We start from the raw sequence: 15,209 nt of genomic DNA, 5'->3' as shown, positions 1-15,209 counted from the left end.
TTAAAAACTGAGGAACGATAAAAAAGATGACCGACAAATCTGAAGCTCAAAACAATAGCTCTGAAGACTATACATCTGAATCTATTAAGGTATTAAAAGGCCTTGATGCTGTACGTAAACGTCCTGGAATGTATATCGGCGATACAGATGACGGGACGGGATTACACCATATGGTCTATGAAGTCGTGGATAATGCTATTGACGAAACTCTTGCAGGTCATTGTGATCGTATTGAAGTCATTATCAATGGCGACAACTCAATCACTGTTCGGGATAATGGTCGAGGCATACCCGTTGATATTCACGCAGAAGAAGGCGTATCCGCCGCTGAAGTCATCATGACACAACTCCATGCCGGGGGTAAATTTGATCAGAACACCTATAAAGTTTCAGGTGGTCTTCACGGCGTTGGTGTATCTGTTGTAAACGCTCTTTCCCAAACATTAGAGTTGCATATTTGGCGAGATGGAAAAGAATATGCTATTCATTTCACCCATGGTGTTCCTGATGCTCCTCTTCAAATTATTGGAGATTCAAACGGCCGAACGGGTACAGAAGTCCGCTTTCTTCCTTCTTCAGAAACGTTTACCCACACAATTTTTGACCGCGCAACGATTGAACATCGGTTACGTGAACTGGCATTTTTGAACTCTGGGGTTAATATCATTCTAAAAGATGAGCGAGAAGACACTCTTTATGAAACAACTCTCCACTATGAAGGCGGGATTACAGAATTTGTTCGTTACCTAGACAAAGCTAAGAATCCTTTACAGCCTTTACCCATAAGTATTTCAAAATCCCAAGGCGATATAACCGTTGAATTGTCCATGGAGTGGACAGATAGTTATCACGAAACAACATTGTGTTTTACCAACAACATCCCTCAACGGGATGGAGGAACCCACCTCGCAGGCTTACGGGGGGGATTAACCCGCATGGTTGGTAACTTTGTTGCCGCCAGCCCGCAAGGTAAGAAGGAAAAATTCACTTTCACTGGGGAAGATGTCCGAGAAGGTCTTACATGCGTCCTTTCTGTCAAAGTTCCTGATCCTAAATTCTCTTCTCAAACGAAAGATAAGCTTGTTTCTTCTGAAGTTCGACCCGTTGTTGAAAACATTGTCTCCGAAGCTATGGAGCAATGGTTTGAGGAAAATCCGGCACAGGCAAAAGTTATTATTGCCAAAGTTTTAGAAGCAGCAACAGCTCGTGAAGCGGCAAGAAGAGCCCGAGAATTAACACGTCGTAAGGGTGTACTCGACATGGCTTCGTTACCTGGAAAACTTGCTGATTGTCAGGAAAAAGATCCGGCGAAAAGTGAAATTTTCATCGTTGAGGGTGACTCCGCGGGCGGATCAGCAAAACAAGGACGCGAACGATCTTTTCAGGCAATCTTGCCTTTGAAGGGAAAAATTTTAAACGTAGAACGCGCCCGTTTTGACAAAATGCTCGGGTCTGCAGAAATTGGCACCTTAATTACAGCATTAGGCACAGGCATTGGACCAGAGGATTTTTCACCCGACAAGACGCGATATCATAAAATTATTATTATGACTGACGCGGATGTGGATGGAAGTCACATTCGAACTCTTCTGTTAACATTCTTCTATCGACAAATGCGCCCCTTGATTGAACGCGGCTATTTATACATCGCACAACCTCCTCTTTATAAAGTAAAACGAGGACAATCTGAAGTTTACATGAAAGATGAACGAGCCTTAGAAACGTATCTTTTAGATTCTGCTGTTGAAGAATCTCGTTTAACATTAGCCAATGGTTCTGTGATTGCAGGAAAGGATTTACGTGCTCTTGCTGATCTTGCCTTAAGAGCTCGCCATGGATTTTCAGGTCTGACTCGACGTGTGAATAATATTAGCCTCATGGAACAATTTTTTCTCACAGGTTATTTTCATACTCCCACCATGGAGTTAACGCCTGTAACTCAAGCTCTGAATCAAGCGGACCAAGCCATACGTTTGAATGGCTCAACCCCTAAAAAGCCAACCTGGTCTTTAATACGCGCTGAAAATGGGGATGTTTTAGCAACTTATACCCTCGCAGGTGTTTCAGAAACATGGCGCTTAGACGAAGCCTTAACAAACTCTCCAGAGATTAAGGCTCTTCTAGGACTTCTTCCCACATTAAAAGAATTTTTTATGGAACCTTCTCTGTTTGAGGCAAAGGACAAAAAGTTGCCAATTAGTGGTCCTACCAGTCTTGCTGAAGCTTTCCTGGAAATTGGCCGCAAAGGGATTTCTTTGAGTCGATATAAAGGATTGGGAGAAATGAACCCTGATCAATTATGGCAAACAACTCTGGATCCGGAAGCCCGAACTCTTCTTCAAGTCAAGTTGACTCACTTAGAAGAAGCAGAAGAAATTTTCTCCACCCTAATGGGAGATGTTGTTGAGCCCCGGCGAGAATTTATTCAAAGCAATGCCTTAAAAGTTGTCAATTTAGACGCCTAATGGTATAAATACGAATATTATACTAGCAACAATATTTAAAGAATTTTACATTAAGGTAAATTGTGGCGAAACAACCTCCCACACTATTCGGATTTGAGCGCCCTACTTTATCTGAAGGCCAGGAGGATATGCGCTCTTCAGCCGCCACAAAATCCACGGCTAAACGCAAATCCAAAAAAAGAGGGTCGACCAAACCCCCTTCTAAGAAGCGGCATCCATTATCAATAAAATGGGTAATTATTCGTCTATTTTTAACGATGGGCATTTGGATTTTATGCTTAGGGGGAATGGGTGTTCTTTGGTTTAGTTACGACTTACCCGATATTAGTCGCCTTCAAGCAACCTCCCGACGACCCAGTGTAACTATTATGACTCAAGATGGAACGGTTATTGGTACGTATGGTGACTTATATGAGGATACGATCCGCGTTCAAGATCTTTCTCCTTATATTCCCCAAGCCCTCATGGCCATTGAAGATCGCCGCTTTTATAGTCATTTTGGTGTTGATATTATCGGCTTACTTCGCGCAGCCTATACAAACTACCGAGCCGATCGTGTCGTGCAAGGAGGCTCCACAATTACGCAGCAGCTCGCAAAAAATTTCCTAATGACTCAAGGGCTTTATGGACATAACGATCGATCTTTGCGAAGAAAAATTCAGGAAGCCATTATGGCCGTCTGGCTCGAATGGAATTTCACAAAAGATCAAATTATGACTATTTATCTCAATCGGGTTTATTTTGGCGCGGGTACTTATGGTGTCGATGCCGCCGCCCATAAATATTTCAAGAAATCCGCCCGACAAATTACCGTTTATGAAGCAGCAGTGATTGCAGGTTTGCTAAAAGCGCCCTCTCGCTACTCTCCGACAGCTCATCCTGAACGCTCCCGAGCCAGGGCTAAAGTAGTTTTAGATCAGATGCAAGAAGCCGGATATATTCAATCTGCTGATGAACATATGCGTCATGCAGAAGCTACATTTAGTCAAACTTCAGCCACAGGAAATGGTTATCAATTTTTTGCAGACTGGGTTTATGACTCAATTTCAAACTACGTGAGTATAGCCGATAAAGACTTGGTTGTTGTCACAACGCTTGACCTGGTCATGCAAAAGAAAGCGGAAGAAGCGGCTTTGAATTTATTAGAAGATATGGGGAAAGACCTAAAAACAAGTGAAATTTCAATGGTCGTAATGACACCCAATGGTGCCGTTCGAGCCATGGTTGGGGGTAAAAGCTATCAGGGTAGTCAGTTCAATCGTGTAACGCAAGCGTTGCGACAACCCGGCTCTGCTTGGAAACCTTTTGTTTATTTAGCAGCCTTAGAATACGGGATGTCTCCTGAAACACGCGTCTCAGACGAACCCATTACCATTGGTAATTGGTCTCCCCGAAATTTTGGTAAACATCAATATCGATATTTAGAAGGAGACGACTACAGCCTTCAAGAAGCGATCACAAAATCCATTAACTCCTGCACGGTTCGCCTTGCTCAACAAGTTGGAACGCGACGAATTGCAGAAGTTGCCCGTCGTCTTGGGATTAATGGTAAAATTGTAACCGACCTCAGCATGGCGCTTGGGACAACGGAAGTCACCCTTCTTGATCTCACTGCAGCATTTGGCACATTTGCAAACAATGGTATGAGCGTTTGGCCTTATGGTATTTTATCTATTAAAGATAAATCTGGAATAATTCTCTATCAGCGTCAAAATGAATCTGCAAGTCCGGTTGTTGAGGCAAAATATGTAAGTCAAATGAACCGTATGTTAACCAGTGCCGTTAATAATGGAACAGGTCGTGCGGCAAAAATGTCATTTCCCGTGGCCGGCAAAACTGGCAGTAATGGTGATACGGATGCCTGGTTTGTGGGTTATACCCCAGATTTTGTTGCCGGCGTTTGGACTGGAAATGACAACAACAAACCTATGGCAAAAAAATCCACTGGAGGAAGGTTACCGGCGCGTGTTTGGGCTACTTTTATGAAATCTCTTTATGGAGAAGCGGGCAAACCTGAAGGCGAATTAATTATAGAAAATGAAGATGCTTCAGAAGAGCGAGAGGAGAATATTGAAGACTTTGATGAAATATCTGATCACGGGGCCATTGCTCCAGCTGCGCCTCCCAATGTCGAAACAGAAGATGAATTTGAACAGTTGGTCAATCAAGTCGCGGGATAAATCAAAGTCTTAAGAACATAATGAATATATCTGATAAAATCTACTTGAGTTTGTGTACTCTCTTTTCAGTTCTCATTGTCATGGGGAATCTAATTTACCAAAAATTTGTCTCCATATCTATTTTCCCTTTTTATCCCCTAGAACTATCAGTAGGGGCTATTTTATACCCTGTCACATTCATGTTGACCGGCCTAATTAGTGAATTTTTTGGGGCTACAAAAGTAAAATTTTGTATCCATCTCGCCATTTGCATGAATATTCTTATCGCTTTAATTATTATAGGTATGGACTTCCTTGAAGCAACGGAATGGTCTCGCGTAAGCACTGAAACTTTTCATAAAGTCTTTGGATATTATAATATTGCATTTATCGCATCCCTTATCGCTTGCTACATCGGGCAACGGTTAGATGCCATTTTATATTTATGGATTCACCGCATAACGGGTAAAAAATGGTTATGGCTGAGAAGTTATGCGAGCAGCACTCTATCTCTATTTGTCGATACCTGCATCGTCATAGGTATCTTAACTCTCTTTTCCATACTCCCCAAAGAACGTATGGGAATGCTCATCATCCACACATATCTTTTTAAGTCTTTCTTTATCATTTGTTGTTCTCCATTAATTTACATAGGATTCTGGCTTATTCAGCACTTGTTAATGAGGTCTCCCAAAGTGCCTTCCCCTCAACAACCCCTATTTCAAAAGTACAAAATCAGGTTGTCAAATTATTTGACTTCGTCCTAAAAATAGCCGAAAACTAAGGATTTTTTCTTATATTAGTCTCATCTTTTTGGTATACCTATAGATGAATTTTCAAATTTTTATTCGTTGCTCCTCGGCCAGGATAGGATGCTAATTTATTTAATTATTTAACTAGATTTAACTTAAAAAATAATTGCATATTTTCTTGTGGTAAAAAAATCCAAGTCTTAAAGATTGTAAGAATATGGAGCAAGCATAGATTTTTCCTTTTATGTCATATGGGAATGGTGCTTGCCCCATGAAAGTATTTAATAGAAATTATTTTGCTGCAACTTTTTTATTTAGGACAACACCTAGACTTCCCCCGCTAACATTATAGCGATCATACACACAAATAGGATTATGCTCTTTCGTAGGGCGAAGAACTAAGGGATGCTGAAGAATATAAGCTTTAAAACGCCCCCAGCCTTCTGCGCTTTCATGAAAGTTACCAGAAGACATAATTTGTTTGACCCCCCCATAAGCCTTCATTTCCTCCCCAAACTGCTGAGATGAATTTGCTCTAGCAACTGCATCATTTACGACTTTCGCATCTTCACAAGCAAACGTTTCAACATTTAATAAAAGAACGACAGCACTTAAACTTAGAAATTTTTTCATGATTGACTCCCCATATATTTATAAAAAATTAATATTAAAATACGCTCAAATAATATCCTACGACATCTTTAATTAACAATTAAAAAAATCTTCCCCTCATAGAATTTTCCCATGGCATCCTAAAATACTGGCAATCTATTACCCTCTGTTTTCATGTATTTAGGAGGGATGGTGGATATCAGTAGACACCATTCTTCTCCTATGTTATGCATGTGTTTAATAAACATATTTGAGACTGTTATGAAAATATTATATTCAAATTCTTTATTACTCCTTTCCCTACAACTCCTCGGCTGAGGCCGATATACCATTTTTATATTCTTTATTCATCAAAATAAATTTAACCTTAAGTTAATTCTATCCCTTAATAAAATTAAGGGACAATATATGTATTGGAGCGTGCTATGAAAAAACCATTATTTCGAACTGTTGTCACCAGCATGATGGGTAACCTATTCGAATTTTATGATTTTATTTTATTTGCTTATTTTGCCCCCATATTGGGGAAACTTTTTTTCCCCTCGGCCGATGAAACCACCGAACTCATTAAAGCATTCGGTGTCTTTGCAGTTGGGTTTTTTGTGCGCCCCTTGGGCGGGATAGTCTTTGGCCACATTGGTGATAAAGTGGGAAGAAAGCAAGCTTTAGTACTAGCTATTATTTTGATGGCAATTCCCACGGCTGTCATCGGCTTGCTGCCAACATACGAAGAAATCGGTATTTCTGCCTCAATATTGCTCATTGTTATGCGAATGCTTCAAGGATTTTCTATGGGCGGTAATTATGGAGGCTCTATTACGTTTACAACAGAGCATTCCGATCCCAAACATCGCGGTCTCATTGGTAGTTTTGCTATTACAAGTTGCTTAGTGGGTATTTTATTAGGCTCGGCCACTGCTACTTTATTTTCTTATGTTTTGTCAGAACACGATTTAAATACGTGGGGATGGCGCGTACCATTTTTATTAGGCATTCTTATATGTTTTGTTGGGTATTATTTACGAACAAAAATACCCGAAACCCCTGAATTTATGGCCGTTCAAGAATCAGGTAAAGTATCTAAATACCCTATAACTCAAGTCTTTAAAGAGCATTGGATCACTCTAACTGTTGTTGTTTTGGCGATCATGCTACATGATTTAAGCTTTTACACCTTGTTCACCTATATGCCAACATTCATGACCAAACAACTTCATTTAGCAGATGATGTTGCCTTTACGATCAATACAATTAACCTATTTTTGGTTTGTGTATTTACTGTTTTAGGGGCGTGGTTATCAGATAAGGTTGGGCGCAAACCCGTAATGACAGGCGCAGCCCTCATATTCATTTGCGGCACAATTCCCTTATTCTGGATTATAACAACTACGACAAATATGATGACCATCTTTTGGGCACAATTGGTTTTTGCAATAGCGGCTGGTGGTTATTTTGGCCCCACCGCGGCTATGATGGTGGAAGCCTTTCCGACAAGCATTCGCTTCTCAGCCATCGCGGTTACGACCAACATCAGCGGTCCCTTGTTTGGCGGTACGGCCCCCATACTCGTCACTTATATGATTAATCAGTTGGGTACAAATATGGTGCCTGCCTTTTATTTGACTGGTGCGGCAATTGCCTCACTCATTGCTTTAAAGTTCGTACGGATCTATCACGGCGAAGGGCAGCTTAAGTTTACTTGAAAAAATATGTAATCATTTACCTCTCTCCTGTTTCTGGGGAGAGGTAAACGGTTAGACGGTGTTATTTAGAGAGTATAAGGCTGAAATTACCTTTCAACTTCATCCAAAATTTTCCGTTCTTCTCGACACTCGTTAACAATCCCTTTAAAGACCGAGCAGAATGGTCGATTCGTATATCTAATAAAATGATGCCCTAATGTTTTTACTACCATATTGATAACTTTATCTTCCCCACGCCAATCTACGCATTCCATGCCTTGCTGAGGTGGGGATCGAAAACCACTTTGTAGGACCTTTATAAGGTATTTGGCCATATCCGAATTAAAAGATTTACTGTCTAAAGATGGTATGGATAATCGCAGAACAGCACTGCTTTTGGTGAAGTATAATTTTTTAAGTCCCGTCGAATCTCGATAGCACCACAATTTTATAGTGATTGGCCCTGGAAGGATATTAGAATCTTGCAGAGTTGCATTTTGAGTGTAATATCTAAATTTTCCGTCAAGAGTTTCGTTTCCAAAATGACCATTATCCTCTTTTTTGGCAGCCCTCGGCGAAGGTAAAAAGCGAGGACTTTCGGGAACATCGTTTTCTTCGCCCGTAGATTCCATAAATCCACTATCGCTCTCAAATGTAACAAATATATCCAAGCAGGTTCCCCCGTCATAGAAAATCGCATGGGGAATGAGAGGACTTTGATTGGGAAATCTTACTTTTTCAATTGTGTCCCATATTCTGCACATTTTTGGATAAGCATGCATTTCTTTAGTTTTGAGATCATCAAGAGAAAATGCAGGCATCATCAAGAGCATGCAAAATCCTAAAAATGGAAACCAATAATACATAAAAGGCCTAAACTTTGATAAATTATTTTCTATTTCTCGTTCTTATATTTCCCGCGTCATTCCTTGACGTGCCACAAAGGTATGGGAAAAGTGCTTTTGAGCCTGACATTCAATATCGGCCATAAAAACATCATCATGATCTGGGTCATGGTGAAAAAGAGCAAGCTCTCCAATTGCCGCTGCCTTAGCTAAAGCAACACCTTGATTCCAAGTTGAATGCCCCCAGGTTGATTTTAAAGCAAACTCTTCTTCAGTAAAAGTTGAATCATAAATCATTAAATTGGTGCGCTGTATAAATTCAATCAAATGGGGAGCCAGAACGCCAGGAGTATGACTCGTATCTGTAATATAACAAATAGATTTGTCATCCCACTCAATCCGATAGCCAGAACTCCCCCCCGGATGATCCAAAGCTATTGTAGATACCTTCAAATGATTTAAAGAAAACTGTCCGCCGATGGGAACATCTATAAGGGAGCGAGTACAGGGAATTTCATTCCAGGGAATGGGGAAATAAGGGGGTGACATAACTTTTGCCAGCACAGATTCTATTCCCTTTTCCGTATCGTCTTTTAACAAAAGCCCGCTGGCAATAATTGATAATTCAAAATCTGACTGATAGAGAGGTTTAAAAAATGCTAATCCACCAATATGGTCCACATGAGTATGAGAAATCATAAGAGTAGCCTTATTGATTCCCCGCTTCATTATTTCATTCCCTGCGTCAATAATCCCCGTTCCCGCATCAAGAAACAGATATTGATCGCCCATTTCTAAGCTGACACAGCTGGTATGCCCCCCCACCTTATCGAAAGCGGATTTGCACTGAGGGTGGCTCCCTCGCACGCCCCAAAATGTGACTTTCATCGTTTCACTGTTATGCATAGCTTCCTCTACGAGCAGAATTTTCTTCACCCCAACGGGGTAAGAAGCGATGTGTTGTCTTACAACACTTCCTTTAAATCTTGAATGTTGTGTAACAAATGATGCCGCATCTTGCGAATCGCTCTGACCTCCAACTGACGCACGCGCTCTTTACTAATTTTCAATTTTTTACCAACATCTTCTAAAGTTGTGGGATGATCTGCTAACCGACGCACAGTTATGATCATGCGCTCTCGCGGGCTTAAATAATGCATGGCGCCTTGAATCCATAATCGGCGAATACTATCGTCAAGATTAATAACAGCTGAAGTTTCGGGATCAGGATTTTGATCTGCCAATGAATCCACCCAATCATCACTACCCGTTTCACTCATCGGATGACTCAAAGATAAATCATGTGAAGAAAGCCGATTTTCCATATCCTCAACATCATGTAAAGGAACTTGCAAAGTTTCAGCAATATGTCCTCTTTCTTCCATCGTCATTTGGTCTGTGCTCATTTTTGCCAATTGCGCCTTCAGACGACGCAAATTAAAAAAGAGCTGCTTTTGAGATGATGTGGAGCCGGTCCTAACAATAGACCAATTGCGCAATATATATTCTTGAATATGAGACCGTATCCACCACCTGGCATAGGTGGAAAAACGAACATCTCTTTCTGGATCAAACCGCTCAGCCGCATACATGAGCCCAAGATTACCTTCTTGAATAAGATCTGATAAGGGAATGCCATAATGGCGGAATCGCACTGCTGTACTCACTACTAACCGCATATAAGCCTGCACCAGGAGATGTAAAGCCTTTTCGTCATGTCGATCGTGCCAGGCAATCGCTAATTCATGTTCTTCATCCCGTTTCAGTAGGGGCTGGTCCATCAACTGGCGGATATACTCCAGGTCCGCATGCTTTGTAGTCGAACCCGATGAAAATTGTTTCATTTTTCCTCACAAACTATTGGACATGAAATGCAGAAAAAGAGAAAAATTGACTCAAACTCCTTAACTGCTTGCACTTTGTCAGAATCTTATTATTCGTGTGTGCCTTTCGTGTTCCTTATTAACCTTAATCATAGAGGGAAGAGCGTAAACATCTGGTTAAGGGGCAAGGTAATTCTGATTGTCAATTCATCAAGGGTATTGCCCTTGTTGATGCAGGGTGAACACCGGCTTTACGCCTATACATTGGAAAGCGTGAAGTAAATATTCATAAATAAAATGACAAATAGTGAATTGCATATTTTAAATAAAACATCTGCAGTTATTGTATATCTCAAAAATTATTTTAGGGCGTGGCGTTTTGTCGCTTTAGAAGATAGTTAAAAGAATTTCTAAGTTTATTCAATAAATTATTAATGGTTTTATGTTTGTTAAAATGTATTTTAAGACAATTAAATTAAAAATATTTATTGGTCCAAAAATTATCGTGGGCTAGTCTACAGAGGTATAAAGAGGCTCGCAAAATAATTAAAAAAAGCCACTAAACAGCCTCAACACTTTCTCAAGGTATTTATAATATTTTTAATGATGGAGATTATGATGCAAAAACTAGCCATTGAATCAAAAGTAGCACAATGCTATTCACCCATATTTGTAGGTGAATAAACAGGAATGATTTTAACTGCTCTCTGCAATAGGCAGAGCCGTTATTCTTTAAAACAACTCTTTGTATAAATTATAATTCACTTTTAAATAAGGAAGACTAACATGAAAAAACTAACTATCGAATCAAAAGTAGCTCAAGCTTATTCACCTATATTTGTGGGCGAATAAGTTACAAAAATTTTAGTTATTTTACGTAATTATGTTAATGAAAAAATAAATTTGTTCATATAGGTTCTAGAGAAGGCCATAAAAAGCCTTCTCTTAAATCTTAGAGAAAAGATAACAATAACATGGTAAGGTCAAAACCCTAAACACTCTCAAATATTCTAATATTAAGTATTTAGTAAAAAAAACAAAAATTGTACCCTATATAAAGTAATTCTTACGATCCCTGTAATACCCACCTCCTTAATCTGGCATATTTTTTCCCAATTCTATTTCTCTTGTGATATAAGTTTTTAGACATTGTATTAAGTGCAATAATGAAATGGGTTTTAAGAGGATATTAAGGTATTCATAATTATGATGGCATAATTATTATTTCCCATATATAGAGGCTATTTAAAATGGAACTGACCCACCTTAAATCCTTTACGGTCGTGGCGCGCACTAAAAATTTGAGTAAAGCCGCCCAAGAAGTTGGTACCACGCAACCTAATTTAGGGCGTCAAATGACCGCTCTAGCCAACGAAGTGGGAATAACTCTTTTTATTCGCCATTCAAGAGGCATCAGTTTAACAGCGGAAGGCCAAGAATTTTTAGAATTATGCCAACAAACCATTGGTCGGCTTGATCAGGGAGCAGCTCTAATTCGTGAAAGAAAGCTCAATCCTTCAGGGACTTTAAAAATTGTAATGGGCACAGGAACCATCGATCACATTTTCAGATACCTCCCAGCCCTTACCCATAAATATCCCCACCTTAATTTTAAATTTATGTCTTTGGCCGATGTTTTTCAATTTCAAATTGGTGATGCTGATTTAGGTCTTGTTCCCACAAAATTTTCTGATCCGGATATTATTCAACATCACCTCTATGACGGCTTACAAAGGGTATACGCTTCTCCGAGCTATATCAAATCTCATTCCTCCCCCAAAACTTTTGAGGATCTGAAAAATCACAAGCTCATTTTTTATAATCTATCTGACCCGGAATCGTTTAAATCTCACAATATTTTACATGAATATCGAGATCCTAACAATCAATACCGCGCCCATATCGAAGTCAATAGTGGAACGGCACTTCGCAACGCATTACTGGAAGGACTCGGGATAGGATCTTTCGTCTATGAGCGCACAACTGTGGAAAAAAATTTACTTGTGGATGTTTTCCCCGATCACCCGGATGTTAAAATTCCTTATTACTTTACCTATCATAAAAGTTTGGAGGGCTCGCCAAAAATTCAGGCCTTTTATACCTTCTTAAAAGAAGTGGCAGAAGTTTGGCGGCGGCCTTAATTTAAATGTAAAAACTGCAAATCTTATCTCTTGCCCGATTCTTATTTCATAGTGAAGCGTATAAATATTCCCCTTTCTGCCTCAACATTCAAGCCTTGCAACATTTTATCACACATATAAAAAATTTTATTAAATTTATTCTTTTTCGGCTATCAAAGCTCAAAAACTATGCCTAGAATTAATAGAGAACAACTTTAAGTAAATGTTTTATTTGAAAATAGGTAAATTTAATGAAATTAACAATGAGGGAGATGGAATCATGAAAAAAGTGTTACTGGTAAGTTTAATGACTATGGCTGCAGTTTCTTCCACCTTGGCAGGAGCGAAACACAATGTATACGTCGGACTCGGCGCCGCCAATGTTATCGGAAATCATAATGCTGTTATTACTTACGCTACAAATAATGGAGGCACTTCTCGAATACTTTCTAACCAGTTTGCCAATTCAACCGGAGGGATTGACATAAATTTTGGCTATATGGCCGCTCTAAACAATTTTACACTAGGCTTGGAGGTGGATTATCTATTTGGTAACCTTAATAAAAATAATTATATTGTAGTTACCGGTAATAATTTTTCTGATCGTCAAAAAGTTGAATCCACAAGTGGTGCGTGGGGTTTTGGAATTCGATTAGGCTATTCTTGCATCGATCGTATACATCCATTTGTTCGTCTAGGTATTGAAAGTCGTCGCTTTAAATTAACCTCAATCACAGATAACCCTGCCTTCTCTTCTTTTACTGGAATATCTTCAAGTGATCGAAAAATAGCCTTTGCCCCGGGTGCTGGAATGGACTTTAATCTTAATAAAAACTTAGCCCTGGGGGTTGAATACCGCTATGCCTTCTATGGTTCTATAACAAAAACTGGACCTGCTCAAAATGTAGGGGGAGGGCTAACAAGAACCGCAACTTTTAAAATTACACCGCGCGTTAGCACCGCACTTATCTCTTTAAAATATATTTGGGGATAATAAATATTCGTTTTATAACTTGAAAATAATAAGCCCAAAAGAAAAAAATCTTTTGGGCTTATTTTTATCTTATATTTTCTGAACTCATAGGCAACTGCCCCCTGATTTTACTCCAAAGGCGCACCGCATTCCACGTAAGCAGCCTCGCTACTTGTAAGCCGATCATAATTGTTCAATGGAGAAGTTAAAGGGGCATCACAGGCAATGTAAGGATTTTGTCCAGAACCATTACTATTAGCCGGAGCAAGGGGGGCACTAGTGTATACTCCATTTCCTTGGGGAGACCCTGCCGGCGCGATGGGTGCATTGGTGTAGAGGCCTCCCGGACTTTGATCAAAAGAATCAGGGGCTGGCGGTTTCGAGTAGTTCGTTGTATCAGACTGTCCCGCACCTTGAGGGAGATTATGATATAGTCCCAAAGATGCATATTGCTTAGATTGTCCAGACTCTAAAGCTTTATCTTGAACTAGAGATTGTTTCGCTGAAGAATTTAAACCACACCACTGTCGTTTATAGCCCACAATCAGGGCAACGATAGCACCTGTGAGGATGACACATCCCCCTACACTACTTCCAATAATCATTGCTGATTTGTCTTGAGAACTGTTCATAATATTTAGAAGGGAATTGGTTGTTGTGGCCATAGGATTTGTTGGGGGTATATTGTTAGACAATAGAGAGGTTCCGAAAGAGTCATTGGTTGGTGAAAATCCATTTGATAGAGAATCCGTTAACCCGCTCATAACATTAGAATTCTCAGTTGAAGAACTGGAATTTTGATTGCTCGTACCGGATTGAGATTGACTCGTCCCAATTGTTGAAGCGGTACCTAGAGATGAAGCAGAGATAGAAGATGAACTTGGTTGGCTTGAGGCTGATGGTGTGGTCATTCCATTTAAACTTGAACCAGTCGATAACGAACTTCCAACATTTGTAATAGTGATATTGCCCTGAATCTTTTCTTGCGGCTCAATACTAAGAACTTTTCCAGCAATTGTTAAATTAAAAAAACTTTTTAAAGGAATATATAATAGCTTACAATTCAACAACAAATCATTTACAGGTGTAATCAGTCCATACGCGCTCCAAACGCCTCCAATAAAAGATGGTTGAAGAGAAGTCGTTCCATTGCAAGTGAGATTACCCGCCGTAATATCACTAAGGGTTAAGGTTAAATCATAATGAACATTTACCTCTTCAGGAATTGTATCATAAACAACAATAGAATTAAGAAGAACAGGTGAACCCAACACCCCATTCCACGTTAAATTTTGATTTAGTCCCGATACGGAAAGACCAGCAGCAACGCCAGGAACTTTAACAAGGGGATAACATTTAAAGAAGCTTTCTTGCATTAAAAATAAGAACATCAGGGCTTGTAGGGGATGCGCACAGGCAAATGTCACGAATGAAAGAAGAGGGTTAGAAGAATTTGCAAATGCAACTCTCGTAGGTTTAGAATTTTGTGAGGCGGAATCAATATATTTTGGAAGAGGTTGGCTAAGAGGTTTTTCTTGGATTTTATAGCTTTCGACACATTCTTTTAATGGTGCTGTCGAGGGTGAGGAGGATGGAAAAAATTGTTCGTGATGACTGATTTTCACCGCCCAGGTTGGCGCTATGGTCGATACCATCATAGAAATTGACAACACCAGACAACACCATTTTTTAAAGAAACTCATCATTTTATTAACCCTCTAACCATTTATATTCTTCACTAAAAAATCTACTTTCATAACTTTAACTTGACAGTCACC

General features: G+C 39.7%; 11 protein-coding genes. 6 read left to right on the top strand and 5 right to left on the bottom strand.

Going from position 1 to position 15,209, the window contains the following annotated elements:
• Positions 1-26 precede the first annotated feature (26 nt).
• The 3 genes from gyrB (at position 27) to FJX03_05690 (ending at position 5,391) form a co-directional block, all read left to right on the top strand.
• A complete protein-coding gene (gyrB, locus tag FJX03_05700; GenBank protein ID MBM3633178.1) occupies positions 27-2,465 on the top strand; it encodes a DNA topoisomerase (ATP-hydrolyzing) subunit B in 2,439 nt (812 codons plus the stop codon).
• Positions 2,466-2,527: 62 nt separating this feature from the next.
• Positions 2,528-4,645, top strand: a complete 2,118-nt coding sequence (locus FJX03_05695; GenBank protein ID MBM3633177.1) for a PBP1A family penicillin-binding protein — start codon at positions 2,528-2,530, stop codon at positions 4,643-4,645.
• A gap of 20 nt (positions 4,646-4,665) precedes the next feature.
• Positions 4,666-5,391, top strand: coding sequence for a queuosine precursor transporter (locus FJX03_05690; GenBank protein MBM3633176.1), 726 nt, complete (start codon positions 4,666-4,668; stop codon positions 5,389-5,391).
• Between the two features lie 276 nt (positions 5,392-5,667).
• Here FJX03_05690 and FJX03_05685 read toward each other — a convergent pair whose 3' ends face one another.
• Complete coding sequence (locus FJX03_05685) at positions 5,668-6,009, bottom strand: hypothetical protein (GenBank protein MBM3633175.1); 342 nt, start codon at positions 6,007-6,009, stop codon at positions 5,668-5,670.
• Between the two features lie 404 nt (positions 6,010-6,413).
• Between FJX03_05685 and FJX03_05680 the strand changes: the two genes are divergently transcribed.
• Entirely contained in the window at positions 6,414-7,691 is a 1,278-nt protein-coding gene (locus FJX03_05680; protein ID MBM3633174.1) for an MHS family MFS transporter, read from the top strand.
• An 86-nt stretch (positions 7,692-7,777) separates the two neighbouring features.
• Here FJX03_05680 and FJX03_05675 read toward each other — a convergent pair whose 3' ends face one another.
• The 3 genes from FJX03_05675 to FJX03_05665 form a co-directional block, all read right to left on the bottom strand.
• Positions 7,778-8,503, bottom strand: a complete 726-nt coding sequence (locus tag FJX03_05675; GenBank protein ID MBM3633173.1) for a hypothetical protein — start codon at positions 8,501-8,503, stop codon at positions 7,778-7,780.
• Positions 8,504-8,578: 75 nt separating this feature from the next.
• Positions 8,579-9,421: an MBL fold metallo-hydrolase gene (locus FJX03_05670; protein MBM3633172.1), complete on the bottom strand. Its 843-nt coding sequence runs from the start codon at positions 9,419-9,421 to the stop codon at positions 8,579-8,581.
• A 59-nt stretch (positions 9,422-9,480) separates the two neighbouring features.
• Positions 9,481-10,359, bottom strand: a complete 879-nt coding sequence (locus tag FJX03_05665) for an RNA polymerase factor sigma-32 (protein ID MBM3633171.1) — start codon at positions 10,357-10,359, stop codon at positions 9,481-9,483.
• A 1,229-nt stretch (positions 10,360-11,588) separates the two neighbouring features.
• Between FJX03_05665 and FJX03_05660 the strand changes: the two genes are divergently transcribed.
• Together FJX03_05660 and FJX03_05655 are read left to right on the top strand one after the other, a co-directional pair.
• Positions 11,589-12,479 carry a LysR family transcriptional regulator gene (locus FJX03_05660; GenBank protein ID MBM3633170.1) on the top strand — a complete coding sequence of 297 codons (891 nt, stop codon included), beginning with the start codon at positions 11,589-11,591 and terminating at the stop codon, positions 12,477-12,479.
• 202 nt (positions 12,480-12,681) lie between these two features.
• Positions 12,682-13,452 carry a porin family protein gene (locus FJX03_05655; protein MBM3633169.1) on the top strand — a complete coding sequence of 257 codons (771 nt, stop codon included), beginning with the start codon at positions 12,682-12,684 and terminating at the stop codon, positions 13,450-13,452.
• Between the two features lie 107 nt (positions 13,453-13,559).
• On the opposite strand, the gene FJX03_05650 is transcribed toward FJX03_05655, so the two are convergent.
• On the bottom strand, positions 13,560-15,137 hold the full coding sequence (locus FJX03_05650) for a hypothetical protein (GenBank protein MBM3633168.1): 1,578 nt from the start codon (positions 15,135-15,137) through the stop codon (positions 13,560-13,562).
• Between the last annotated feature and the right edge of the window lie 72 nt (positions 15,138-15,209).

This window comes from Alphaproteobacteria bacterium, assembly GCA_016870095.1.
Lineage (GTDB): Bacteria > Pseudomonadota > Alphaproteobacteria > Paracaedibacterales > VGCI01 > VGCI01.
The sequence above is the reverse complement of the archived record's forward strand: the minus strand, read 5'-3'. Positions and strand labels throughout refer to the sequence as shown.